The organism is Brevibacillus sp. HB1.1 (assembly GCF_013332445.1).
GTDB classification, from domain to species: domain Bacteria; phylum Bacillota; class Bacilli; order Brevibacillales; family Brevibacillaceae; genus Brevibacillus; species Brevibacillus porteri.
Genome location: NZ_JABMIV010000004.1, coordinates 395,516 through 421,436, shown reverse-complemented (window position 1 = coordinate 421,436; position 25,921 = coordinate 395,516). Strand labels below are relative to the sequence as shown.

The following is a 25,921-nucleotide window of genomic DNA, read 5'->3' as shown; positions in this document are numbered from 1 at the left end:
TGAAAACATTCCGCTAAAACGCGGTCGCTCCACGTTGAATAGGCCTCGATAGAAGTTTTCTTATGAGAAATGAACGTGAGGAGGACCACTCGTGCAAAAGATCATTCTTGACGTGGATACGGGCATTGATGATGCGCTTGGCATCATTCTCGCTGTGAAGAGCGGGCAATTCGATTTGGTGGGCATTACTACGGTGAATGGAAACGTGTCGCTGCGAAAAGCCACAGAAAACACGTGCAAAATTCTCGATTTCTTGCAAGTCGGCGAGCAAATCCCTGTCGTCTGTGGAGCATCTGAACCGTTGCTGCGGCCGTTGTTTTTCGAGCATGCCGTGCATGGGGAAGATGGCTTGGGCGGTGCTCTGGCAGGTGTTCCGGTTTACAAGGAGCCAACTGCTGGCTTTGCTCCTGATTTCATCGTGGAAAACGTACTCGCTCATTCCGGCGAGATTACGCTCATCATGACGGGACCGCTGACCAATTTGGCACTGGCGGTGAAAAAATGCCCGGAGCTTGTCCAACACGTCAAGGAAGTCATTTTCATGGGTGGAGTGGTCCGCGAGCACGGGAATGTGACGCCGGTTGCGGAGTATAACATGTACGTCGATCCAGAGGCGGCCAAGGTTGTGTTTCATGCCGGATTCCCACAATTGACGCTGGTTGGACTGGATGTGACGCGAAGAGTGCTGCTGAACGAGGAGCATATTCGTGAGCTAGGAGATACACCGATGGGCGAGTACGTAAGACAGAGTACGTCTGACTACCTCCATCGTTATTTTCAACGAAATGGCATCTATGCGTGCGCCATGCATGATCCATTGGCTGTCGCAGTCGCACTCGATCCGAAGCTGGTGGCGACCAAGAAGCTGTATGTAGATATCGAAACGAGAAGTGAGCTGTGTGATGGGCAAACGGTTTGCGACTTTCAAAACCGCCTACAAAAAGAACCGAACATAAACGTCTGTCTGGACGTAGATGCAGATGCGTTCTTTGCGCGTTTTATCGGCGCATTGAAAGCCTGACGATACCGTGAACAGGAGTTAATCAGATGAGAAAAACGGGTCTTTATTTATTACTGTTGCCGGGTGTGCTGTTTTTGACGCTGTTCATGGTCATTCCGATTGTGATGACGATTGCGTCCACCTTTTATCAAGATGGTAGCTTTACGATTCAAGGCTATCTCCAATTTCTTACCGACGCGTACTTCCTGAAAATTATGCTGACGACGCTGCAGGTCAGTCTGGTCACGACGATTGCGTGTGTCCTGATCGGTTTCCCTGCTGCGTACTACATTTCCAAGCTAGGCCCACGCAAAAAGGGCATCCTGCTGGCATTGGCGATTTTTCCTTTGCTGACCAGCTCTGTCGTGCGGTCGTTCTCTTGGATGATTATTCTCGGAAAAAAGGGCTTATTGAACAGCTCGCTGCTTGCAATCGGGCTCATCGATAAGCCGTTGGAAATATTGTATACGCCGACTGCGATGATGATTGGTTTGATTCATCTGTTCCTGCCGCTGATTATTATTACGCTGGTAGGGGTGATGGAAAACATCGACCCAGATTTGCTGAAGGCGGCGGAGAGCTTGGGTGCTTCCAAGTTGACTGCCTTCTGGAAGGTCATTGTGCCACTTAGTGTACCGGGACTCATCATTGGTAGCATTCTGGTGTTTGTCGGAAGCTTGACCGCCTACACCACGCCGGCCCTGCTAGGTGGAAAACAGCGGGTCATCTCCACGTTTTTGTATCAAAATGCGATTACGCTTAATGATTGGCATTTGGCATCCGTCATTGCCACGATCATGATTGTCATTACATTTGTCGTCATTTATTTCATGAACAAGCTGGCGACGAAATTAAATCCGAAGGGGTAGAAACTATGCAGGAGAAAAATCGCGGGATGGCCCTGTTTACCTCTCTCGTCTTTCTGTTTTTGCTAGGGCCGCTCATTATCATTTCTTTTACGTCGTTTGAGCCGGGGAGCGTCTTGAAGTTTCCGCCGGAGGGCTTTTCCTGGCGGTGGTACGAAAACATTTTTAATGTAGAAATGTTCATGACGACATTCAAGACGTCGATGTTCGTTTCCTTGCTCGGAAATCTTTTGGCGCTCTTATTGGGGATTCCGGCAGCTTATGCGCTCAGTCGCTTTGATTTTCGCGGCAAGGGCATTTTGAATGGCATTTTCATCTCACCTGTCCTGATTCCGGGTATTGTGATGGGCTTTGCCATGCTGAAATACGTCATTGTCGTGTACAATTTGCCGATTTATGCGGGACTTCTCGTCGGTCATACGGTGCTGATGCTTCCGTTTATCATTCGCGTCATTGCATCATCCTTGTCCAACTTTGACTTCGCCATTGAAGAAGCGGCTTTAAGCCTTGGGGCAGGTCGTCTCGAAACCTTTTTCAAAGTCGTCTTGCCGAATATTCGCTCCGGAATTATTGCTGCGATTCTGATCGCTTTTCTGGAGTCGTTCAACAACGTAGATATCTCTGTTTTCATGACAGGACCAGGAGTAAGCACGCTGCCGATCCAGATGCTGACGTACGTAGAAAACAACTTCGATCCAACGATCGCCGCTATTTCCGTGCTGCTCATGATTCTTACGGCTATTCTCATGTTCATCATTGAACGTCTGATGGGGCTTTCCTACTTTACAAAACGATAACGGAGGCATCAACTCATGGCATTGCTCACGCTGGATAACGTATCGGTTGCCTATGACAATCAATATATTTTGCAAAACTTCAATCTCAATATCGAAAAAGGACAGCTCATCTCTTTGCTCGGTCCGAGCGGTTGCGGAAAGACGACGACGCTGCGCCTGATTGCGGGTTTTCTCGAAGCAAAAGATGGCCGGTTCATGTTTGAAGGAAAAGATTATACGCGCGTTCCGGTCAATAAGCGTAATTTCGGGTTTGTGTTTCAGAGCTATGCGCTGTTTCCGCATCTTTCTGTATTCGATAACGTGGCATTCGGTTTGCGCCTGCGCAAGATCAATGAAACAGAGGTAAAGACCCGGGTACAGCAAATTCTCGAAGTCGTGAGTCTCGGCGGCTATGAAAAGCGTTTCCCGAAGGAACTGTCTGGTGGTCAAAGACAGCGCGTGGCGATTGCGCGGGCACTGGTGATTCAGCCCGACTTGCTGCTGTTCGATGAGCCGCTCAGTAACCTCGATGCCAACCTGCGGATCAACATGCGCGTAGAAATCCGTCGCATTCAGCAGGAGCTGGGCATTACGACAGTATACGTATCGCATGACCAGGAGGAGTGTTTCTCCATTTCAGATCAGGTGGCGATCATGAACAAGGGCGTGATCGAGCAGCTCGACGATCCAGCCACGATTTTCAAATATCCAAAGACAGAGTTTATTGCTCGCTTTATTGGTTTTACCAACTTCATCGACTTCGCAGAGCGTACTGAGCAGAACGGAGAAATCGGCCTGCGTGTCGGTGACCATCATTTTACCGCGTCCAAAAATCCGGGTACGGCGAATCCGTCCGGTAAAAAATGCGCAATGCGACCAGATGACCTCCTCGTGACGACAGAAGAGAGCACCGAGCTGGGAATGAACCGTCTGCGCGGGACGGTAAAGGTAAGCACGTTTTTGGGACGCAGCTATCAATATGTCGTGGAAACAGAGTTGGGTGACTTCACGGTCAATCAAGAGATGGAGACGCCGTACAAGACTGGCCTAAACGTCAATCTGCTGTTTCCGAAAGACAAAGTGGTACTCGTGGACTAAAGACAGGAGGTTATTTACGTGAAGGTCGATTTGTTGATTCAAGACGTCCAAGTGTTTAACAGCTATTTTAAAAAGTTCATCAAAGGAAACGTCGCTGTTTTGGATGAACGATTCTTCTATATTGGTGAGCGGAGTACGGAAACATTTGAAGCTGCCGAGATCGTGGACGGACAAGGCCGCTACATGATTCCTGGTCTGGTCGATATTCATTTGCATATTGAGAGCACGATGGTGACGCCGGAGACGTTTTCCTATGGTTTGATTCAAAACGGAGTGACGACGATCGTACCGGAGCCGCATGAGATGGCCAATGTGTTCGGAATCGAAGGGATCAAAGAGATGATTCGTGCGAGCCGTAATTGTGTCGTTGATATGCTGTACGCGATCCCGAGCTCCGTACCAGCAACCTCAATGGAAACGACAGGTGGGTCTGTCGAGATTGCAGACATGGACGAGCTCTTGCGTTCTGAAGAGATCATTTGCCTTGGCGAAATCATGAATTACGTAGACATCATCAAGGACCCTGACTGCAAGACGAATCGCATCCTGGAGCATATCCGCAAGACGTATCCAAAGCTCGTCATCGAGGGGCACGTCCCGAAATTGCTTGATTTGGACCTTCATCGCGTCATTTATGCGGGAGTGGACTCCGATCATACGCATCAGACACGTGAGGGCATGGTAGCGAGAATCGCAGCGGGCATGTTTCTAGAGATTCAAGAAAAATCGATGACGGATGAAGTCATGGACTATTTGATCAAGGAAGATGTTTCTGAGCATTTTTGTTTTGTGACGGATGATGTGATGACCGATTCTTTGGTCAATCGTGGACATTTGAACCATATTGTGAAAAAAGCTATTCAAATGGGCATGCAGCCAGAGCGCGCAATCTACGCGAGTACATTTACCCCAGCTAGACGTATGAACATGGCGGATCGAGGGGCGATAGCTCCCGGCAAAAAAGCGGACTTCCTATTGCTGTCTGATCTGCATGAACTCAAGATCGAACGCGTCTATAAAAATGGGAAGAAAGCTTATGACGTCAAGGAAGAGTACCGACAAGTAGTCAAAGAGAAGCAGTTTCCTGCGCATTTTTATGAGAGCATCAAGCTATCACCACTTACAGAGCAGGACTTCCGCGTCACAGTAGAGGTGCCGGACAATCGTTATCCATGCCGGGTCATGCTCGTTCAAAACGGTTCTACTTTTACAGAGGATCACCGTGGAATCGCTGAGGTGCAGGAAGGACAACTCTTGTGGGAGGAGAGCCCGTACGGCTTGATCGCCGTCTTTGAACGCTATGGCAAAAACGGTAACCGTGGCTATGGCTTGATCAGCGGCGATACGATCAAACGAGGGGCGGTAGCCACCAGCTATTCGCATGACAACCACAATCTCTTGGTTGTCGGACACAATCCGCACGATATGATGGTCGCAGCCAATGAAGTCATTCGCAACCAGGGCGGCTTTTACGTGGTCGAGGATGGCAAGGTGATCGCGAGTCTTCATTTGCCAGTCGGAGGCATTCTGACAGAGGAACCATTGGAAAAAACGGCAAAGGAAGTCGAACAACTACGCCGTGCTATGGAGTCGCTCGGTTACGATCACTACAACCCGATCATGTCGATCAGCACGCATTCCTTACCGGTCAGTCCAGCCTTGAAGCTGACGGATCTGGGGTTGATCGATGTTAACGACGGGAAAATAGTTCCATTGCTGTTGATGTAAAAAAGTTGCTTGCTGAAAAGAAAGTTTTCGGCAAGCAATTTTTTTTGATCTAATAGTCCCGGAAGAAGCATATAAATTTTCATGCATAGGTATACATTCCTGAATCATCTCCCTATTTTCTTACTGGAATTCGGGTATTTGGTAGGTTTTGGTTTAGGTATTCAGAATCTGGGAGACTGGAAAAATTTTCTGTAACATGGTATTCGATCCTAATCCAGGAAAGAGGAGATAAATAAATGGATAACGTAGGGTTGAGAAACACACTGTTCAGTAAAGGGCTGTCGCTTTTGTTCATGCTGGCTATGATGCTGGTGGCAGGCGCAGCTACTCTCGTGTTTGCTGAGAAAGCCTCGGCACACGGGTACATCGAATCGCCAGCGAGTCGTTCTTACTTGTGTAAGACGGGGCAAAACACAGGCTGCGGTCAAATTCAGTATGAACCGCAAAGCGTTGAGGGCATCGGTTCGTTCCCCCAATCTGGTCCTGCCGATGGTGAATTTACCGGTGCAGGTCGCTATCCTGAGCTTTACACACAAACAGCAGATCGCTGGACCAAGATTACCTTGCAGGGTGGACAAAATTCGTTTACGTGGAATCTGACAGCCCCGCATAGTACAGCGGAGTGGAAATATTACATCACGAAAAAAGATTGGAATCCAAACAAGCCACTTTCCCGAGCTGATCTGGAACTGTTCTGCTCATTCCAGGACGGAGGGAAAAGACCTCCATTCACGGTAACGCATTCGTGCAATGTACCGACAGATCGTAGCGGTTACCACATTATTTTGGGTGTTTGGGAAATTGCCGATACGGGCATGGCCTTTTACCAGGCAATTGACGTGAATTTGATTAACAATGGAACAGGTATCGTAGAAAAGCCTACCGTTCCAGGTAATGTGATTTCTGTATCACAAACAACTACAAGCATTGAGCTTGGCTGGACAAAATCCGTGGCAACTGACGGAATCAAGCAGTACGACGTGTATCGCGATGGCAAACTAATCGCATCTACCAAAGAAACAGCATACACGGACAAAGATTTGACGCCTGCTACGGCTTATAGCTATACCGTTGTGGCAGTTGATAGCAAAGGGAAAGAGTCTAACGCTAGCAAGGCACTAACTGTTCGCACAAAAGCAGAAGATATCGTGGATACAGAAGCGCCGACTGCACCAGCAGGAATCATGACGCACAATCCAACAGAGACAGAAATCGACCTGATGTGGAGTCCTTCCCGTGACAATGTTGGTGTGGTGAAATACGAGGTGTACCGTGACGGTTCCCGCGTAGGGACAGTTGAAAAGCCTTCCTTTGTCGATAAAGGATTAACGGCAGGAACATCTTATACGTATACAGTCAAGGCAGTTGATGCCGCAGGAAATATTTCCGAAGAGAGTGCACCTTTTGCTGCAAGCACAAAGGAGAAAAAGCCTGAAGTACCAGGTGAAATCGCCGAGTGGGATTCCTCAGCTGTGTATGTACAGGGCGACCGCGTCTTGTATGATGGACTGGAATTCGTAGCAAAATGGTGGGTAACTGGAGAAAAGCCAGACCATTCCGATGCGTGGAAACTGGTGAGCGATGTCGTACTGTCGTGGGATTCCGGCAAAGCGTATGATGGCGGAGCGCAAGTGAACTACGGAGACAAGGTTTATGAGGCAAAATGGTGGACCAAAGGCGAAGAGCCAGGGAAAGCCGATGTATGGAAGCTGGTTGAATAATGGTGCAAAGCCCAGGTGATCCGCCTGGGCTTTGTTTGTGTAAGTGCAGCCACTATTTTGCCGATTCCTACTTGTTTTGATATACTTATAATTTGAATGATAAGCCCATCTTATAAGGTTAGAAGGAAATGAAAAATGAATGAAACCTATTCGCTAAAAGAAAAATGGCGACAGTTTTTGGCTGTTTTGCTTCCAATCTTGATATCACAACTGGCGCTGTTTTCGATGACGTTCGCTGATACCATCATGTCTGGACATGCTAGTCCGACAGATTTGGCGGGGGTAGCGATCGGGGCTAGTTTATGGACACCTGTTCAAGCAGGCTTGACGGGGATTTTGATGGCTGTCATGCCGATGGTTGCACAGATGGTTGGGGCAGGGAAACGAGATCAGGTGCCTTACACGGTTATGCAGGCCTTATATTTGAGTGTGGGGATTGCGATCGGTGTCATCATCGTCGGTGGTTTGGTGCTTGATCCGATCCTGAACTGGATGCAATTGGAGCCTGTGGTGCGTACAATTGCTCGCGGCTTCCTGCATGCAATCGCTATTGGAATTATCCCGATGTTTCTTTATACGGTGCTCCGTTGCTTTATTGACGCATTAGGACAGACGCGAGTAACGATGTTCATTACCCTGCTTTCGTTGCCGATTAACGTCTTTTTAAACTACGCTCTTATCTTTGGTAACTTTGGTTTGCCTCGACTGGGTGGAATCGGTGCCGGGCTTGCATCTGGCATCACATACTGGTGTATTTTGCTGATTACTCTGTTTGTCGTGAATCGCGTACACCCATTTGTTGAGTTCGGTTTGTTCTCCCATTTTCACCGGATCTCGATGAAAGCATGGAAAGAGTTGCTGAAGCTGGGGCTTCCCATCGGATTTTCGATCTTTTGTGAGGTTAGCATTTTTGCGGCCGTCACTTTGTTCATGAGTGAATACAGCACGATTACGATTGCTGCGCATCAGGCAGCGATGAACTTCGCATCCTTCCTGTACATGGTGCCATTGAGCATATCCATGGCGTTGACGATTGTCGTCGGCTTTGAGGTCGGAGCCAAAAGGTTCCGGGACGCAAAGCAGTACAGTTATTTGGGGATAGGTATCGCTCTTGGGATCGCCCTTTTGTTCGGGATCAGCTTGCTGATGTTTAGCAAGCAGGTAGCTGGTTTTTATACGACCGACATCGAGGTGTTGGAGCTTGCCCAGCATTTCTTGATGTACTCGATCCTCTTCCTGATCTCTGATGCCGTCGCAGCACCTATTCAAGGGGTACTGCGCGGGTACAAGGATGTGACCGTTACCTTTATCGTTGCGCTGATATCTTATTGGGTGATTGGCTTGCCTTTGGGATACATTTTGGCGAAATTCACTTCGCTTACAGCATTCGGATACTGGATTGGTCTGATTACGGGATTGGCTGCCGGTGCCATCTTCCTTTTTGGACGTCTGCTGTCGTTACAGAAACGCATGATTCGCAGCCATTCATAAGGAAACAGATAAGCGGAAAATCCCTAATGTGGGGGTTTTCCGCTTTTTGCATGAAGAATGAAAGCCCCGTTTACACTAGGTGAAAGACCAGATATACTTCTTATCATAGACGATGGAAGAAAACCTGACATCAAAGCAGATGGGGGGAGAGACTTATGTCACTCTCGATATTCACGACGTATGATTTTTTGCTAAAACTAGGAGTTGCACTATTTCTAGGCTTGATGATTGGTATGGATCGACAGCTCAAACACAAGCCGCTGGGGGTAAAAACCAGCATGGTTATTTCGGTTGCGAGCTGTCTCATTACGATTGTCTCGATTGAATCCGTGCATCGGTTCTCCTTGCCTGGACACACAAATATGGACCCATTGCGCTTGGCTGCTCAAATTGTGAGCGGTGTAGGTTTCCTTGGGGCTGGTGTTATTCTACGCCGGAGTAATGATGTCATTTCGGGCTTGACCACAGCATCGATGGTCTGGGCGGCTTCTGGACTTGGGATTGCAGTAGGAGCAGGGTTTTATTTTGAGGCAGTGACCGCGACGATCCTCATTATTTTGGCGATTAATTTGTTCCCGATCCTTCTTCGCTTGATTGGTCCAGAATCGCTCAGACAAAGAGATTTGTCGATCAAGATTGTGGTCGAAGGCGGGGGCGATTTGGATTTGGTGTTCAAGCAGATAAAGCACCTCGATTTACAAGTGAAACGGGTGAAGGTCAAAGACTTGGACAATAGTCTGCAAAAGCTGGAAATGATGATTACGGCATCGGAAAACACGTATACGACGGATATTTACAGTCTGCTGAAAGCGGTAGATCATGTTGTTTCTGTAGAAGTAGAAAGCAGATAAAAAGGAATAATAGAAGACGGAGGCCATGTGTGGCTTTCGTCTTTTTCATTTCATTTTCAAGTGGCTGTCGTGAGGGAAGAAGCGCATTTCCAGTCTACGCTTCGGCCTCCGCCCTGCTGAGGGTGTAGACTGTCCGCTCAGGAAAAAATGGCGGGAGCGCTTCAAACGTAGATGTTTCGAAGAAGTTTTCCATAAGTGAAGCTGAAATTCCCCGCCATTTTTCCCTGCGCTGGGTCGGGCTCCAGAGGCGCTTGGACTGGAAATGCGCTTCTTCTACGTAGCTCTTGTTTACTTTCTTGAAAGTGACATCATGATGGGAAAAACACTTCGTAAAACTCCCTTGTATGACTAACAAAACGTTGTAAAAGAATTCTACTACACACAAGCTGTACGTAAGCACTGTCACATGTCTGGAAGGAGACCGCCCGAACGAAGAGAGGATACAGGCGACTGGAAGACATGTGGCAGGGCTTCCCCCGACCACAACCGTTGGAGGACAACTATTCATTTTTCTCGGTTTAACACTTCATCTCTTGATATCAAGAATGAAAATCATTATCATTTTAATAGAGAATATGAGAAAACCGTTGTTTATACAAGGAGGATGCGAGATGGAATTCAGAATTGAAAAGGACACGATTGGAGAAATCAAAGTTCCGGCGGATAAGCTGTGGGGCGCCCAAACACAACGCAGCTTTCAAAACTTTGAAATCGGCGAAGAAAAAATGCCACTTCCACTGATTCGCATGTTTGCCATCCTGAAAAAAAGCGCTGCTCTGGCGAATCAAAAGCTGGGCAAGCTCGACAATGAAAAGGCAGAAGCGATTGTCGCGGCAGCAGATGAAGTGATCCAAGGAAAATGGGATGAGCATTTCCCACTGGTTGTCTGGCAAACAGGTAGCGGCACGCAATCCAACATGAACGTCAACGAAGTCATTGCTCATCGCGCGAACCAATTGCTGCAAGAGAAGGGCAGCTCGGCTCGCATCCACGCCAACGATGATGTGAATAAATCGCAGAGCTCCAATGATACATTCCCGACAGCGATGCACATGGCTGGGCTGGTTGCTGTCGAGGAGCAAGTACTTCCTGCAATCCAGCTGTTAAAAGCAACGTTGAAAGAAAAAAGCGAAGCCTATATGGATATTATCAAAATCGGTCGTACGCATTTGCAGGACGCGACCCCGCTGACGCTGGGCCAAGAATTCAGCGGTTGGGTACGCATGCTGGAAAAATCGGAAAAGATGATCAAGGAGAGCAATGAGTACTTGCGTGAGCTGGCGATTGGCGGTACAGCGGTAGGAACAGGCATCAATGCGCATCCGCGCTTCGGTGAAATGGTCGCAGCAGAAATCAGCAAGGAAACCAACCACCAATTCGTGACCGCGGAAAACAAGTTCCACGCGCTGACCAGCCATGACGAGCTCGTTCATGTACATGGTGCCCTGAAAGCATTGTCTGCGGATCTGATGAAAATCGCTAATGACGTGAGATGGCTGGCGAGCGGCCCACGTTGCGGAATCGGTGAACTTATCATTCCAGCGAATGAGCCAGGCAGCTCCATCATGCCAGGCAAGGTGAATCCGACCCAAAGCGAAGCGATGACGATGGTTGTATGCCAAGTGATGGGCAACGATGCTGCCATTGGCTTTGCTGCTAGCCAAGGGAACTTCGAGCTGAACGTGTTTAAGCCAGTGATCATCTACAATTTCCTGCAATCCGCAAGATTGTTGGCAGACGCGATGAAATCCTTCAACGACAATTGCGCAGTAGGAATCGAGCCTGATCTGACAGTGATTAAAGAAAACCTGAACAACTCGCTGATGCTGGTGACGGCACTGAACCCGCACATCGGCTATGAAAATGCGGCAGCCGTAGCGAAGCTGGCTCACAAAGAAGGCATCACCCTCAAGGAAGCGGCGATCAAGAGCAATTTGCTGACCGAAGAGCAATTCGATCAAGTCGTGCGCCCTGAACAAATGATTCATCCAAAAGAATAATATCTTCATAAACAAAACCGATGGTCCCATGTTTGTGGCCATCGGTTATTTTTTTGAGAACCATTACAGATGCGAACCGCCGCTTGCATCAATCAATTGACCAGTTACCCAACGGCTGTCCGAGGAAGCGAGAAAGGCGGCAATATCCGCTACATCATCAGGCTCTCCCCATCTGTTGAAGGTAGAGAGTCCAGCGGCGTACTTCTGCCCATCCGGATTATTTTGCAACGTGCCAGCATTCATCTCCGTGTTAATAATGCCTGGCAAGATCGCATTTACCGTAATATGACGGCTCCCCAGTTGTTTAGCCAGAGCGAGCGTCAGTGTGTTAACAGCTCCCTTCGATATACTGTAAGTGAACACGCTTGGGGAAGCTGCACGAGTCACGAAGGATGAGAGATTGATGATACGGCCTTCCTCTCTTAAGCGGGGCAAAGCTTGTTGGATCATAAAAAACGGTGCTTTGACATTGATGTTCATGACTTCGTCAAACGATTCCTCGGTAGCCTCTTCCAACGTTAAGATTTGTCCGATGCCTGCGTTATTTACGAGAATGTCAAAACGATAATCTCCTGTACGTTTCTGCAGTTCTTCGTCCAATGTCGCATAGAAATCGCGAATGCCGTCAAGAGTGCGCAGGTCCGTACCGATTGCGAATGCTTGGCCTCCTGTTCGTTCAATCTCCTGAACGACAGCTTCTGCTTCTTCTTGTCGTCTCCCATAGTGTACGACGACCAATGCGCCATCCTGTGCCAGACGTAATGCGATGCTACGACCAATCCCGCGGCTTGCTCCGGTTACCAATGCAATTTTTCCTTTCAAATTACGCATGGTTTCATCTCCCTTGATTCAAATTCAAGTTAGTTATAACACAAGGGGATGTTTGAAATATTGCTCTCTCATTCGCTCGGTTGGTCTCGTGAACGGAATGGCGATAATGTTAGAGAACAATCACTTGGCTTTACCTTTTCTTTAACAATTCTTGTTATAGTGATGCTATCTATATCTACCATGCACGAGTTCGGAGGTGTTTGTCCGTGAGGATTTTGATTGTAGATGACGACAAAGAGATTGTAGAGCTGATGGCGATCTATTTGAGCAACGAAGGATATGAGATCGAAAAGGCTTTTGACGGTCTGGAAGCGATGGAGAGACTGGAGCAGAAGCCCATCGATCTCGTCATTCTGGATGTGATGATGCCCAATCTGGATGGGCTGGAAGTTACCAAGCGAATACGAAAAAACTCGACCATCCCGATTCTGATGGCGAGTGCCAAAACGAATGATATGGACAAAATCCTAGGTTTGATGACGGGTGCAGATGATTATGTGGCGAAGCCGTTTAATCCGTTGGAAATGATTGCGAGGGTCAAGTCTCTTCTCCGACGGTCGAACTACACGCAGGTAAGCAAACAGGATCATGTGATTGAGGTGGGGCCGTTAATTATCGACAGGCAAAGTCACTTCGTTCAGACAAAAGAGGGCACCCCGATCAAGCTGACGGCATTGGAATTTTCCGTCCTGCATCTTCTGGCAAGTCATCCGAATCGAGTATTCAGCTCAGAAGAAATTTTTGACCGTTGCTGGAAAATGGAGAATTTCGTTTCCTACAAGACGGTAATGGTGCACATCAGCAACCTGCGGGAAAAGCTGGAGAAGGCGACCAATGGCGAAAAGGTGATACAGACGGTCTGGGGGGTCGGCTATAAAATTGAAGCTTAGAGCCAAGGATTTTATCCGCATCCTGTTCGATTTGCTACTTGGCCTCTTGATCATCTACGCTGTTTTTCAGATGGCTGATTTTTTTGCCAACAACTATTTGTACACCATCCCGCAAATCAGAGAGTTCATCTGGAAATTGCGGATCAATTTCGATATCAACTCCTTCAAAATCCCGATCATTTTGCTGGCGACGGGTATGTTTGTGGCGTGGTCTGTCGTTCGTATCCGCAAGTACCTGGAACAAAAGCAGATGGAGCAAATCATAAACGAGCTGCATTTCATTGCAAAAGGAAATTATCATCACCAGATTTCCCTTCGTCCGAACGGCAGCTTGGGCCAAGTCGTCGATAGCATCCATGCTCTGGTCAAAAGCGCCTTGGATGCGATGGAGGAGGAGCGGCGGCTGGAACAATCGAAGGATGAGCTGATCACCAACGTTTCCCATGATCTGCGAACGCCGTTGACCTCCATCATTGGCTACCTGGGGCTGATTGAGCAGAACAAATACAAGGACGAAGAGAAGCTCAAGCATTACGCCTATATCGCCTACGAGAAGGCAAAGCAGATGAACGTGCTCGTCAATGATCTGTTTGAGTACACGAAGGTCCGCAATCGCGGGGCGTATTTAAACCGAACGGAGTTTGACTTGGTAGAGCTGGTTGAGCAAGTATCGGTAGGCTTTCGACTCGTAGCGAATGAGGCAGGGCTGCGTTTAGTCGTAGATACGCCTGATCAAAAAATTGAAATGGCAGGAGATACCGACAAGCTCGTTCGGGTTCTGGAAAACCTTATTTCCAACGCCGTGAAATATGGACGCGATGGTACGGAAATTGTCATTCGCGTCTTCCAGCAAGGAGATGGTATCGCGATTTCTGTCGCCAATAACGGTGCTCCGATCCCGGCTGAATATGTGCCGAGCTTGTTTGAACGTTTTTTTCGGGTGGAGGGTTCACGTTCGAAAGAGACAGGCGGCTCGGGTCTCGGTCTCGCTATCGCTAAAAGCATCATCGACCTGCACCAAGGCAGCATTTCCGTCGAAAGCACAAAGGAATGGACGACCTTCACGGTTTGGCTCCCACATACAATTTCAAGCCTTTGAGAAAAGCTTTACTTTTTCTTTACCTTTCGTTTCCGTTTATTTTAATCCAAAAGTCTATCCTGACTGCATGAAGGTTACAGCCTTTGTTTTTGCAGGTGTAGGAGGGCTTTTTTTATGAGGAAAACAACATGGGCTTTTCTCATGCTGACCATATTCGTCGGGTTGACGCTTTTGCGCGATTCAGATGCAGTAGAAGCAGATTGGAAATTCCAAGGACCTATTACGCTAACGGAAAAAACATACGAGAAGGTCGATGCACAGGCAGCGATTTTGTTGGATAGCCAGACAGGAGAAATCATGTACGCACAAAATGCGGATACGCCTTACCCGGTAGCAAGCATGTCAAAAATGATGACCGAATATATGCTCCTCGAAGCCATTAAGGAAGAGCGAGTCGATTGGGACGACGAGATCGTCGTATCGGAGAATGCGGCTGCGACTGGGGGAGCACGGGTCCATCTTGTCGCAGGAGAAGCCTATCCGATAAAAGACTTGTATGAAGCGATGGCGATTGGCTCTGCAAACAATGCAGCGGTGGCAATCGGCGAGTATTTGGCAGGCAGCACAACTGCCTTTGCGGAACAAATGAATTTGAAGGCAGCCGAGCTGAATCTGAGGTCCTCTTCGTTTGTGAATGCGACCGGATTGGATACTGGAAATGGGCAAAATGAAATGACGGCTCGCGATGTAGGAATGCTCGCGTACCACTTGCTCAACGACTTCCCCGATATTGTCAAATGGACGGTCGAGCCAACCCATACAAACCTCATGCTCGATGGGGCAAACGCTGATTGGAGTATCGCAGGGCTAGATGGGCTAAAAACGGGTGATACCAATGCTGCGGGGTACTCTTTCACGGCTACAGCGAAGCGGGGGGACAAGCGGCTCATTTCCGTTGTGATGGGCGCTGAAGAAGGTGCCACTCGTTTTACAGAGACAAAAAAACTGATGGAGAGAGGGTTTGACAATGGATAACGTGCAAAAAATAGAGAGACCGACAGAGCTGCTTGCTATTGCTGGTTATGCAGTGTTTGCCCTTTATTTGTTTCTCGTCGTGAAAATACTGCTGTTTAAATTCGGCAGTTTGGATACCAGCTTGCTAGTAGATCAGTGGAAAATCATTTGGAGCGATCCGTCTGTGATTGTGAAGCGGTTGCGTTACCAAAGTAATTTGGTGCCGTTTCATGAAATCGAAAACTATGTCAGATCGATTCGAAATTACCAAAGCTGGCATAGTGCGGTGAACTTCGTAGGCAACGTGATCGCCTTCATGCCGCTAGGATTTCTGCTGCCACTCCTGTTTCCAAAAAAAGCTGGCTCACTGTTCAGAGTCACCCTGCTATCCCTGCTGTTAAGCCTCGGTGTGGAGCTGACACAGCTCGTGATGAATGTAGGAACGTTTGATGTCGATGACTTGCTCCTGAATACAGCGGGCGGGATGATCGGATATATCGTGTACTTGTTCATTTGGGTAATACAGAAAAAACGGTTCATCATTTCAGTAACTTCGTAGTCTACTTATAAGGCACCCATGTGGTGCTTTTTTTACTATTTTTGAAAAGGTATGGATGAACCAACAAAGCCGGTGAGAAGAAAAAGCACAGGGCTCGTAGACCTTGACAACGCCTACCCAGTCGGAACTTCAAAAAGGGGACCACGCTTGTCGAACACTTCTTCTTTGATAACCTTCCGCCCGTAGGGTGGCTTTGGCTCGACGGTCCCCTTTTTGAAGTGTAGACGGACAGTCAATCCCCCACGCTGGCGTGTCAGAGTCGAAGAGAACTGTGCTTTTTCTTCTCCTCCACAATGTTGACCCATCCCCTTGTTTTGTCCCAATGCCTATGTTTACATTAGTAGAAAACCATTGAAAATTCATATCGAAAGAGAAGGTGATTCTCTTTGTTAGATAAAGCGCAAGAGATTTTACGGAAGTACTTTGGCTACGAATCATTTCGGGAAGGCCAGAAGAAAATCATCACGAGCCTGTTAGCCGGACATGATACCGTAGGCATCATGCCAACAGGTGGCGGGAAATCGATCTGCTATCAAGTGCCAGCGATGCTCCAAGAAGGAGTAACCATCGTGATCTCCCCACTCATCTCGCTGATGAAAGATCAAGTCGACGTGCTAGTCAGCATGGGCATTCCCGCCACTCAAATTAACAGCTCACTGGATTATAGCGAGGTTCGCGATCGACTCCGTATGGCGGCGCGAGGAGAGTACAAGCTGTTGTATATCGCCCCAGAGCGATTGGAATCCGAAGCGTTCCAAAACCTGATTCAAGATGTACCGATCTCGTTTGTGGCAGTGGACGAAGCGCATTGCGTTTCGCAGTGGGGGCACGATTTCCGTCCGAGCTATTTGGCAATTGCTCGTTTTCTTCAATCCTTGCCACAGCGCCCGATCGTCGCAGCCTTGACGGCGACAGCGACTCCAGAGGTAACCGAGGACATCAAGCGACAGCTAGAATTAAAGGACGAACGCCTTTTTATCACAGGGTTTGGCAGAGACAATCTCATCTTGTCTGTACGCAAGGGAGAGAACCGTCGAGAATTCATCCAGGCGTACTTACGGACGAATAAACAGCAGGCTGGCATTATTTATGCGGCAACGAGAAAAGACGTGGACGCCTTGCATGCAGATTTGGACAAGCGTGGCTTTGCTGTGACCAAATACCATGCAGGACTGACGGAGGAGGAGCGTGCAGCCAACCAGGAAGCATTTCTGTTTGATGACGTCCGTACGATGGTCGCGACTAACGCATTTGGGATGGGCATCGACAAGTCCAATGTGCGCTACGTCATTCATTACAACATGCCGAAAAACCTGGAGGCGTATTACCAAGAAGCAGGCCGTGCGGGACGTGATGGGGAGCCAAGTGAGTGTATTCTACTGTTTCAGCCACAGGATATCCAGACGCAAACGTTTTTCATCGAGCAGAATCAAGTGCTGGACGAACGCAAGGAGTTGGAATACAAAAAGCTGTACGCAATGATCGACTATTGCCGGACGCCGCGCTGCTTGCAGCAAAACATCGTGCAATACTTCGGCGAAATAGATGCTGCCGCGTGCGGGCGCTGCGGAAACTGCACGGATGAGACAGAGCTGTCCGATATTACACTTGAAGCGCAGAAGATTTTCTCCTGCGTCAAACGTATGAGAGAGCGCTTCGGTGCCGCACTCGTCGCGCAGGTACTGAAAGGCTCCAAGAATAAAAAGGTCACCCAGTTTTCCTTCGATCAGTTGCCTACGTACGGTTTGATGAAGGAATACAAGGAAAAAGAGATCGCAGACTTGATCCAGCTCCTCATTGCCGAAGGATATTTGCAAGTAACGGAGAGCCAATATCCAATCGTCAAGCTGGGGGAGCGGGCATTGCCTGTTCTGCGGGGCGAAGAGCGCGTCGTACAAAAAATCTCGATACGTCCTGTTCAGCTGACAGAGGATGACGAGTTGTTCGAGCACCTGCGCGCGTTGCGCAAGGAAATCTCGACGCGACAAAAAGTACCACCATACGTGATTTTCCCAGACAGTACCTTGAAGGAAATGAGCAGTGTTTGCCCGACTGACAAACAGGCCATGCTCAAGATCAAAGGAGTAGGCGAGGCGAAATTTGAGAAGTACGGGGAACTCTTTCTGGAGTGTTTGCAGAACTATGCAGCGATCAAGTCGTGACATTTACGTCACGGCTTTTTTTGCTATTTTTCCTTTCATATGCCTGCTATAGTTAGATAGCAACCCAGAATTTTCTTACATAATAGAATAGGAGGACAATAAGAGCAACACCATCGAGGGGCATTGACAGATTAAGAGAGACAGAGGGGAAAACATGAAAAAACTAGCGAAGGGCTTATTAAGTGTAGCACTTACAACCATGGTGCTAGGCAGTGCGATGATGGGGATCGCCGCACCGGTAAAGGCCGCAGAAACACCAACCAAAATTACACTGCTGGGTACATCTGATATTCACGGACGATTCATGCCGTGGGATTATGCTTTGGATGGCCCGAATCAAAATGGCAGCATGACGCAGCTGTTCACGATGATTAAAGAAATTCGCAAAGAAAATCCGAACACGGTGTTGCTGGATGCAGGTGATTCGATCCAAGACAACTCGGCAGAGCTTTTCAACGACCAACCGCAGTCTCCTATCATGGTCGCGATGAACGAAATGAACTATGACGCATGGGCTTTTGGCAATCATGAATTTAATTTTGGGCTCGATGTATTGGATAAGGTTAGTAGCCAATACAAAGGCTCTGTTTTGGCAGGGAACATTTATAAAGAAAATGGCGAGCGTTTCTTGCCAGCGTACACGATCATTGAACGCGCAGGTGTAAAAATCGGCGTCATTGGGATGAATACGCCGATGATTACCGATTTTGAAAAAGGTACCGATCATCTGGATGGCCTCGTGATCAAAAACCCGGTAGAAGAAACCAAGAAAGCTGTAAAAGAGTTGGAAGGCAAAGTAGACGTCATGATCGGTCTCATGCACATGGGCATCGAGAATGAAAACGGAATTCCGGGTACGGGTGTAGCAGATATCGCGAACGCCGTTCCAGAACTGACCGCGATTTTTGCAGGCCACATGCACAAGCTTGTGAAAAAGGAAGAGATCAACGGGGTTCTGATTTCCGAGCCAGACAAATATGCTACTCATATCTCCCGCATTGACCTGACCTTTGAAAAGAAAGATGGCAAGCTCGTGCTGACTAACAAGGAAGCGACAGCGCTCCCTGTAAAAGGCGCAGATGGCACACCAGCGGTATCCGATGCAGAGCTGGAGACCAAGCTCAAGCCTTTCCATGAGTTCGCACGTGCAGATGCCAACATCGTCGTAGCAGAGCTCAAAGGCATGAACTTGGTACCGAAAAACGAGATCGAGGGCATCCCGACGGTTCAAATTCAGGAGACGCCTCTATCTGACTTTTTCCATGAAGTGATGCTCTACTACAGCAAAGCAGACGTGGTTGCCCACCAGATCGACAACGACAAAGCCAAGCTGGATGTTGGTCCGATCAAGAAAAAGGATATCGCCTACAACTACCAATACGCAGGTGGCGAGATCACTGTTTACAAAGTAACTGGAAAAGACTTGAAGGACTATATGGAATGGGCAGTGGGCTATTTCAATTCCACGCGCCCTGGTGACGTGACAGTAAGCTTTGATCCAAAACGCCGCGCTTCCAAATATAGCACCAACGATTTCTTCGGTGGCGTGAAATACGAAATCGACCTGACGAAGCCATATGGCAGCCGCATCACGAACCTGCGCAAGCTCGATGAGACTCCGATCAAAGCGGAAGATACCTTGAAGCTCGGAATGAACTCATACCGGATGGAAGCTTTGCAGGCAAAAGGTGGCGCGTTGGAAGGACGCAAGTTCGAACAACTGTGGTCTTCCAAAGACAATACGGCGTTTGGTGAAACAGGTGGAACGATCCGCAATCGCGCTATTGCGTACCTGAAAGAAGTGAAAAAAGGCGTTTACGAGCCAAAAGTACAAAACAACTGGAAGATTACAGGTATGGATACCACTGCACCTGAACGCAAGGACGTCGTAGAGCTGATCAATACAGGCATTCTGAGCGTTCCGAAAACAGCAGATGGCAAATACACCAATATCGCTTCCATCAACATCAAGGACGCGGTAACCAAAGAAGAAATCGCGGAACTGTCTGCAAAAGTAAAAGTCGATGCAGCGAAGTTGGCGACCGTCAAAACCAAAGGCGAATTTTATCATCAACTGAACGAAGCGAGAAAGGCTGCGGAAAAGTCGGTCACACCGCCAACCAAAATGCAGCAAAAGAAATAACAGAGATGAACGCAAGAAAGCCGTGACGCTAGTAGTCACGGCTTTTTCTTTTTCTATGACGCCAATCTGTCAACGAACGATTCTTCTGCGATACTTCACCAAGTACAACAGGAACCCAAGCAGCAGCAGTCCTTGACCAACAATCGCACCAGAGATGGAGATACCGATATAGGTGATCAAGTAGTAAATGCCGGAGCCTACTGCCATTAGCAGATTCTCGATGAAGTTCTGAATCGCAATCGTTTTTCCAGAGCCGACCATCCGCTTGCCTTCATCCTGCAAGACGGTATTCATCGGGATAATGAACACGCCACCCATGAATCCAACGAGGAGCAACAAACAGATGGCAACAAAGATGTTATTCGTCCAAGGAAATAGCACGATGATGAGAAACATTCCGAATCCGTATGTCAGCGATCGAGTGAAATGAGACAAAGGAATGAGCTTGGGAGCGAGAAAAGCTCCGGCGATAATCCCGATGGATGTCGTTGCGAGAATCAGCGATACAGAGAAGCTCTCCGGATTAATCCCAAGCGCGAGGGGAATCCAAGCGAGTACGGCCACGCGCAGGACAGCAGAGGACATCCAGAATGCTCCGGTTCCAATCAGGGCAAAGCTCGTTTCTGGGCGATTCATCAGGTGCTGGAAATCGATGAAAAAGCGCCGTGCTTCTGCCCCATAGCGAATCGATGAATTCCCTCTCATACGCGGAATGAAGAAAGTCATACCGAGCGACAGCAGATAGATCAGCAGACAAATTCCTGAGGAGATAAGCGGCGCTGTCATGTTTGCGATGGCTCCACCACCACCGATCCCTGTGAGAATCGCAAAGATCGTATAGGCTTCGATGCGTGCATTCGCATGAAACAGTTCATCTTCATTTCGAGTCAGCTCCGGCAAAATTCCGTACTTGGCCGGAGAATACACGACCGCTCCGACTCCAACTGTGAAGTAACACAACATCAGCATGATGATGCTCGACTGGTCAATGAAAAACAGCAGGACGACACCAAGCGCTTTAATCAGGTTGCCAATCACCAGCACGATTGACTTGGCATACTTGTCGGCAAAAGGCCCAACCAGTGGCGCGAGAAAAACGTAAGGGAGAAAGAATGAAATGGATACGAGTGCAAGCATCGCGGGAGAAAAACCGTTCTCCCGCAGCAGATTCGCGATGACAAACAAAATCATGTTGTCGGCAAAGGCCGATAGAAATTGAGTGAAGTACAGAGCTTGTAGTGGTTTTAATCGTATATTCACATCATTTTCCTCCAGTCTCCGCTAGTTGTTTCAAGCTGACGTAATCCGTTTTGCCGCTTCCGAGAAGTGGTAGAGCCTTGATGGCTTGCATCGTACCCGGTATGAGCAATGGCGAGTATTGTTTTTCCGTCAAATACGCGCGCAATTGGCTCAGCTGAACCGATTCATCTGTGGTAAATAGCAGGACACGCTCACCTTTTCGCGGATCATTCACGTTGATTGCAGCAAAACCAGAGTGTCCGAAGCATTGCATAGCCAGTTCTTCAACCAGATTGAGCGAAACCATCTCGCCGCCAATTTTAGCGAAGCGCTTCAGGCGGGATTGGATGCTGAGAAAGCCGTCCTTGTCAGCTGTAACCAAATCACCTGTGTGGTACCATTCCTCAGCGGGAACAAAGCCTTTTCCGTGAATCATATAACCCTTCATGACGTTCGGACCCTTCACCAAAAGCTCTCCGCCAGCATCGATTCCTTCTACTGCTTCCAGCTTGGCGGACATTCCTGGCATCAAACGCCCGACGGTTCCTGGTTTGTTAGCCAGCGGGGTGTTGAGCGACAGGATCGGAGCTGTTTCCGTTGCCCCATAGCCTTCAAAAATCCGTACACCGAACTTTTCCATCCACAGCTTGCGCACATCGTCCTTTAGTTTTTCTGCTCCTGCAAATACGTAGCGCAAGGAGTAGAAGTTGTAAGGATGAGCCATACGTCCGTAACCAGCCATAAAGGTCGAGGTTCCGAAGAGGATCGTCGCGTTTTGATCATAAACCAATTCCGAAATCGCCTTGTAATGCAGCGGACTTGGATACAGAAAGACTGGAATTCCTTTGATGACTGGCACAAGCGTTCCTACAGTTAGTCCAAAGCTATGGAACATTGGTAGCGCATTGAAAAACTTGTCGCGACTCGTAATATCGATTGTACAGGTAACCTGTTGGATATTCGCGTACAGGTTGGTATGCGTGAGTACGACACCTTTTGGCTTGCTCTCACTGCCGGAAGTAAAAAGGATGAGCTCGTTCGTAGTAGCCGAGGCTTTTTTCTTCTGCAAATAAGAGAAGAGTGCGGACACTTTGTCAAAAGCAGTCGCTGATGCTTTCAAATCCTCGAGATAAATAATTTTCATGCTCGGTGAAAGACCTGCGATGATGTGCTCTAACTTCCCTTTTTCAATGAATACGCGCGACGTCAGGATTGTATCGATATGGGCGGTCTCACAGCAATCCAAAAGGGAACGAATGCCGAGCGAAAAGTTCAGGATGGCTGGAGTGGTCCCGATGCGGAACAACGATAGCAGCGTTACGAGATGGCCTACCGAATTGGGAAGAAATATACCGACAACGGGCTTCCCCAAGAGCATCGGCTCCAATTTGTTGCCGAGTAAGTAACTGCCGATTAACAAGGTCTTGTAGTCGATCGATGACGTCAAGTCTTTGGCGATTTCCATTTTTGCACCATTCAGGCGAGCTGCTTCGAGAACTTCATCAAACAGATTCACGTTTTGCTTCATCCGGCTCTCAAACAGGCCTTCTTGGAGAATACGCAGGATACGATCATTGGCCGAGGCTTTTTGTTCGCGCATTGACAGGTTTTGATCGCGCTCGATAGTGAACGGAGTGCCTACTGTCATGGTCACATCCGGGAACCAGGAGAGCTTCAGCTTTCCTTTCAAATAGGAGAAGATCGAACGTTCCAGGCCATTAATGATGATCGGGTAAACTGGTACGCCAGTACGTAGAGCGAGATAGCCGACACCGCTGTAGATTTTCATGATGCCGCCCGTCGTCGTGATCCGACCTTCTGGAAAAATCACCAGCGTCTGTCCGTTGCGGAGGACGCGGAGCATGTGGCGGATGGAGTACGGGTTGAGAGGATCGATCGCGATATGCTTGCGGAAGCGGAGGAAAAACGCAAACCGCTTGGCGATCTCCGTGTTGACGACAAAGGTCGCTTCTTTTGGCAAGCAAAAGGATAGGAGTACCGCATCTAGCAAGGAGACGTGATTGGGAGTGATAAGAGATGGCTTCGACAAGTCGATTTTGGAGAGTCCAAGTACACGAGGGCGAAACCACAGCATTAAAATCATTTTCAAGAAAGAATAAATAAGGGCCATGTGGACCACACCTTTACAAAGGATAATTCGTTGCTCTATAGCTTTTATTGTAAGGAGTGGAGCATGTAAAAAAAGTACCAACATTTATTGGTACCTGGTAATAAGACCTAGAATAGCTTTTTTTGGCTGGCTTTTGCGGCCGCTTCCTTGCTTGTTTTGACGCCCATTTTTTTTAGGATTCGGTTGATGTGATTTTTGATCGTACGCTTCGTGATGTGGAGAGATTGTTCAATCTGCGTTTGCGTCTGACCTTGGTGGATTAGTTGTAGGATGTCCCTTTCTGCGGGAGATAACAGTTTTTGATTTTCATCGTTTTTCAAACGCAAAAATTCGTTGCGCAGTGCCGCAGCTGCCGTAGGGTGAATGGCAGATTGGCTGTTGTAAGCAGCACGGATGGCATCGGGTATTTCCTTGAAGCTGGATTTGCTGATGTAGTTGACGGCACCCGCTGAGAAGGATTCCACGATTACTGCCTCGTCTGTCAGAGAGGTGAGCATGATGATTTTACTGTCAGCTTGGAGTGCCATGAATTCGATTGCCGTCTCGATCCCGTCCAGATTGTTCTCGGTCAAGTTAATGTCCATCAGGACGACATCCGCTTGGGCAGGCAAAAAGCGCTCGATTGCTTCTGCTTTGAACCCGGCTTCCCCTACTACGGTGAGATCCGGTTCTTTGTTCAGGAAGTCAATGAGACCTTTGCGCCAGACCGGGTCGTCCTCTACTAAAAATACCCTGATTGGATTCATGTGTGAGCGTCCTTTCGCTATTCAGAGTCGTTTGTGATGACGCGCTTTTTCGGGAAGAACAGGAAAACGGTGGTTCCTTTGCCTTGCTCACTGTAGATTTCCAGTTGGCCCTGATGCTTTTGCATGACATTGTAGCAGTAGGAGAGCCCAAGACCAAAGTTTTGTCCCGTCCTTTTTGTCGAGAAAAAAGGATCGAGTACATGAGGTAGGTTCTCTTTGGTAATGCCTGTGCCTGTGTCCGCGACAGTGATGATGAGATGCTTGTAGGACAAAAATAGCTGAAGATGGAGCTTGCCGCCCGACTTCATGGCTTCCAGTGCATTCATGCACAAGTTGGTGATGACTTCGCGCAGTTGTACGCCATCGCCATATAAGCGAAGGGTTTCGTCTAATTCACTAACGACTTCTACCTGTTGTTTCAGGGTGTAGGGCGTCAGAGTTTGTGTGACTTGCCCGATAATTTGGCCGGGGTCACATGGTTCTTCGCGCAGCTCGACGTCCCGCAGCTGATTTTGAATCCGATTCATCATGTCCAGCATATGCTGCGAGGATTGCATCAGGACAAGCGCGTCTTCTTTTAGCGACGGCTGGTTGGTTTCATCTGCATATGTCTCGATACGGTCGGCATATAGCGAGATTTTGCCTACTTCATTTTTGATCGTATGGTTAATGATTTGTGCACCGGAAGTCAAGGCGCGCAAGGTACTGTCCAGACGTCGTTTTTCTACGCGGAGACGGACGCCAAGGAAGCCGTATTTCAAACTAATGGCAACGATCAGGATAAACTGGATTGTGACCACGACCATGTTGTAGCGCCAAGCTTCGTAATCGTTCTGGATACGCATGACATAGATGAAAATAAAGACGAAAAACAACGGAATGATGATGAGTACGTTCGTGAAAAAGCTGTTCTTTTTTACGAGTGGATCTTTTTCTCGCATGTACTGCACGATAAGCAGCGTACAGGAGAACAGAAAAAACGGAATTACCCATGCCACCATAATCCAGTAGTTAAAAAGCAGCTCGGGATAAATGGGTGTAATCCAAAGCATCCCAAGCGGCATGAGAAGAGCAGCGTATTGTATCGTCAGCTTTACTTTGCGAGACAAAAATTCAGCTGAATGTACGGCAAACATGAGAAACGTGTACGGCAAACCCACTTGGCAAACAAAAGAAGAGATGCGGCTCACCAATATCAGGGTGTTCGTGGTCCCGGGCTTTGCGGCCAGGTAATCTGCAAAATAGGGCATGATCGTCTCGTCAATCACGCCTGAGATAAAGCCCCCAGCCCCAACAAAGGCAGTCGCACAAGCCCAGCGGATCGACGTTCGTTTCGGGTCTGTGAACAGAACGAACAGACCTAATGCCCATATGGTAAACAAGATGAAAACCATCATGGATTTGCTATCTCCTGTCAAACATTATTTATCTATTATATCGTACATAAGTCAAAGGACACGGAAAAATTAAAGGATGGACAAGCATGCAGGTGTTTATATTCAGAATATATATAGCTATCCGTAATCTTCGAAATCGCATGTATATATGCCCATCATATTCATAGGAAAGCAGGTTTTTCCAAATATTCGTGGAAATGAAAAGGATTGCTTGTGAGTTTCGTGACTTTCTATCTATT

General features: G+C 48.1%; 20 protein-coding genes. 15 read left to right on the top strand and 5 right to left on the bottom strand.

Annotation, left to right across the window (positions count from 1 at the left end):
• The first annotated feature begins 91 nt into the window (after positions 1–91).
• The 9 genes from HPY27_RS14460 to fumC all read left to right on the top strand — a co-directional run bounded on the left by HPY27_RS14460 (position 92) and on the right by fumC (position 11,531).
• Positions 92–1,021 carry a nucleoside hydrolase gene (locus tag HPY27_RS14460; RefSeq protein ID WP_106833504.1) on the top strand — a complete coding sequence of 310 codons (930 nt, stop codon included), beginning with the start codon at positions 92–94 and terminating at the stop codon, positions 1,019–1,021.
• 26 nt (positions 1,022–1,047) lie between these two features.
• Entirely contained in the window at positions 1,048–1,869 is an 822-nt protein-coding gene (locus HPY27_RS14455; protein WP_007724617.1) for an ABC transporter permease, read from the top strand.
• 5 nt (positions 1,870–1,874) lie between these two features.
• Complete coding sequence (locus tag HPY27_RS14450; protein ID WP_174225298.1) at positions 1,875–2,663, top strand: ABC transporter permease; 789 nt, start codon at positions 1,875–1,877, stop codon at positions 2,661–2,663.
• 15 nt (positions 2,664–2,678) lie between these two features.
• Positions 2,679–3,740 carry an ABC transporter ATP-binding protein gene (locus HPY27_RS14445; protein ID WP_017252585.1) on the top strand — a complete coding sequence of 354 codons (1,062 nt, stop codon included), beginning with the start codon at positions 2,679–2,681 and terminating at the stop codon, positions 3,738–3,740.
• 18 nt (positions 3,741–3,758) lie between these two features.
• On the top strand, positions 3,759–5,468 hold the full coding sequence (locus HPY27_RS14440; RefSeq protein ID WP_174225297.1) for an adenine deaminase: 1,710 nt from the start codon (positions 3,759–3,761) through the stop codon (positions 5,466–5,468).
• A gap of 236 nt (positions 5,469–5,704) precedes the next feature.
• Complete coding sequence (locus tag HPY27_RS14435; protein WP_174225296.1) at positions 5,705–7,189, top strand: lytic polysaccharide monooxygenase; 1,485 nt, start codon at positions 5,705–5,707, stop codon at positions 7,187–7,189.
• Positions 7,190–7,324: 135 nt separating this feature from the next.
• Positions 7,325–8,680 (top strand): MATE family efflux transporter, encoded by a 1,356-nt coding sequence (locus HPY27_RS14430; protein ID WP_174225295.1) that lies wholly within the window; start codon positions 7,325–7,327, stop codon positions 8,678–8,680.
• A 155-nt stretch (positions 8,681–8,835) separates the two neighbouring features.
• Positions 8,836–9,531: an MgtC/SapB family protein gene (locus HPY27_RS14425; protein ID WP_017252581.1), complete on the top strand. Its 696-nt coding sequence runs from the start codon at positions 8,836–8,838 to the stop codon at positions 9,529–9,531.
• Between the two features lie 611 nt (positions 9,532–10,142).
• A complete protein-coding gene (fumC, locus tag HPY27_RS14420) occupies positions 10,143–11,531 on the top strand; it encodes a class II fumarate hydratase (protein ID WP_017252579.1) in 1,389 nt (462 codons plus the stop codon).
• Between the two features lie 63 nt (positions 11,532–11,594).
• Here the strand turns inward: fumC and HPY27_RS14415 are convergent, their stop codons facing one another.
• Positions 11,595–12,362 (bottom strand): SDR family oxidoreductase, encoded by a 768-nt coding sequence (locus HPY27_RS14415; RefSeq protein ID WP_174225294.1) that lies wholly within the window; start codon positions 12,360–12,362, stop codon positions 11,595–11,597.
• A 200-nt stretch (positions 12,363–12,562) separates the two neighbouring features.
• Here HPY27_RS14415 and HPY27_RS14410 point away from each other — a divergent pair, with 200 nt between their 5' ends.
• The 6 genes from HPY27_RS14410 to HPY27_RS14385 all read left to right on the top strand — a co-directional run bounded on the left by HPY27_RS14410 (position 12,563) and on the right by HPY27_RS14385 (position 20,169).
• Entirely contained in the window at positions 12,563–13,252 is a 690-nt protein-coding gene (locus HPY27_RS14410) for a response regulator transcription factor (RefSeq protein ID WP_217437977.1), read from the top strand.
• Positions 13,242–14,351 (top strand): sensor histidine kinase, encoded by a 1,110-nt coding sequence (locus HPY27_RS14405; RefSeq protein WP_174225292.1) that lies wholly within the window; start codon positions 13,242–13,244, stop codon positions 14,349–14,351. Before HPY27_RS14410 ends, HPY27_RS14405 begins: the two co-directional genes overlap by 11 nt.
• A gap of 114 nt (positions 14,352–14,465) precedes the next feature.
• Positions 14,466–15,326, top strand: a complete 861-nt coding sequence (locus HPY27_RS14400) for a D-alanyl-D-alanine carboxypeptidase family protein (protein ID WP_174225291.1) — start codon at positions 14,466–14,468, stop codon at positions 15,324–15,326.
• Positions 15,319–15,864: a VanZ family protein gene (locus HPY27_RS14395; protein ID WP_017252574.1), complete on the top strand. Its 546-nt coding sequence runs from the start codon at positions 15,319–15,321 to the stop codon at positions 15,862–15,864. Before HPY27_RS14400 ends, HPY27_RS14395 begins: the two co-directional genes overlap by 8 nt.
• 386 nt (positions 15,865–16,250) lie before the next feature.
• Positions 16,251–18,026, top strand: coding sequence for a DNA helicase RecQ (gene recQ / locus HPY27_RS14390; RefSeq protein ID WP_174225290.1), 1,776 nt, complete (start codon positions 16,251–16,253; stop codon positions 18,024–18,026).
• Between the two features lie 199 nt (positions 18,027–18,225).
• Entirely contained in the window at positions 18,226–20,169 is a 1,944-nt protein-coding gene (locus tag HPY27_RS14385) for a bifunctional metallophosphatase/5'-nucleotidase (protein ID WP_483296513.1), read from the top strand.
• A 69-nt stretch (positions 20,170–20,238) separates the two neighbouring features.
• On the opposite strand, the gene lplT is transcribed toward HPY27_RS14385, so the two are convergent.
• The 4 genes from lplT to HPY27_RS14365 form a co-directional block, all read right to left on the bottom strand.
• Complete coding sequence (gene lplT, locus HPY27_RS14380) at positions 20,239–21,429, bottom strand: lysophospholipid transporter LplT (RefSeq protein ID WP_174225288.1); 1,191 nt, start codon at positions 21,427–21,429, stop codon at positions 20,239–20,241.
• A gap of 1 nt (position 21,430) precedes the next feature.
• Positions 21,431–23,539 carry an AMP-binding protein gene (locus tag HPY27_RS14375; RefSeq protein WP_174225287.1) on the bottom strand — a complete coding sequence of 703 codons (2,109 nt, stop codon included), beginning with the start codon at positions 23,537–23,539 and terminating at the stop codon, positions 21,431–21,433.
• A 107-nt stretch (positions 23,540–23,646) separates the two neighbouring features.
• Positions 23,647–24,285, bottom strand: coding sequence for a response regulator (locus HPY27_RS14370; protein WP_174225286.1), 639 nt, complete (start codon positions 24,283–24,285; stop codon positions 23,647–23,649).
• A 17-nt stretch (positions 24,286–24,302) separates the two neighbouring features.
• Entirely contained in the window at positions 24,303–25,682 is a 1,380-nt protein-coding gene (locus tag HPY27_RS14365) for a HAMP domain-containing sensor histidine kinase (protein ID WP_017252567.1), read from the bottom strand.
• Positions 25,683–25,921 lie beyond the last annotated feature (239 nt).

What these genes read in the sequence shown, in the direction of transcription:
- HPY27_RS14455 (WP_007724617.1), top strand. Translation starts at nt 1,048, where the DNA reads ATGAGAAAAACGGGTCTTTATTTATTACTGTTGCCGGGTGTGCTGTTT.
- HPY27_RS14450 (WP_174225298.1), top strand. Translation starts at nt 1,875, where the DNA reads ATGCAGGAGAAAAATCGCGGGATGGCCCTGTTTACCTCTCTCGTCTTT.
- HPY27_RS14445 (WP_017252585.1), top strand. Translation starts at nt 2,679, where the DNA reads ATGGCATTGCTCACGCTGGATAACGTATCGGTTGCCTATGACAATCAA.
- HPY27_RS14435 (WP_174225296.1), top strand. Translation starts at nt 5,705, where the DNA reads ATGGATAACGTAGGGTTGAGAAACACACTGTTCAGTAAAGGGCTGTCG.
- HPY27_RS14430 (WP_174225295.1), top strand. Translation starts at nt 7,325, where the DNA reads ATGAATGAAACCTATTCGCTAAAAGAAAAATGGCGACAGTTTTTGGCT.
- HPY27_RS14425 (WP_017252581.1), top strand. Translation starts at nt 8,836, where the DNA reads ATGTCACTCTCGATATTCACGACGTATGATTTTTTGCTAAAACTAGGA.
- fumC (WP_017252579.1), top strand. Translation starts at nt 10,143, where the DNA reads ATGGAATTCAGAATTGAAAAGGACACGATTGGAGAAATCAAAGTTCCG.
- HPY27_RS14415 (WP_174225294.1), bottom strand. Translation starts at nt 12,362, where the DNA reads ATGCGTAATTTGAAAGGAAAAATTGCATTGGTAACCGGAGCAAGCCGC.
- HPY27_RS14400 (WP_174225291.1), top strand. Translation starts at nt 14,466, where the DNA reads ATGAGGAAAACAACATGGGCTTTTCTCATGCTGACCATATTCGTCGGG.
- HPY27_RS14395 (WP_017252574.1), top strand. Translation starts at nt 15,319, where the DNA reads ATGGATAACGTGCAAAAAATAGAGAGACCGACAGAGCTGCTTGCTATT.
- HPY27_RS14385 (WP_483296513.1), top strand. Translation starts at nt 18,226, where the DNA reads ATGGTGCTAGGCAGTGCGATGATGGGGATCGCCGCACCGGTAAAGGCC.
- HPY27_RS14375 (WP_174225287.1), bottom strand. Translation starts at nt 23,539, where the DNA reads ATGGCCCTTATTTATTCTTTCTTGAAAATGATTTTAATGCTGTGGTTT.
- HPY27_RS14370 (WP_174225286.1), bottom strand. Translation starts at nt 24,285, where the DNA reads ATGAATCCAATCAGGGTATTTTTAGTAGAGGACGACCCGGTCTGGCGC.
- HPY27_RS14365 (WP_017252567.1), bottom strand. Translation starts at nt 25,682, where the DNA reads ATGATGGTTTTCATCTTGTTTACCATATGGGCATTAGGTCTGTTCGTT.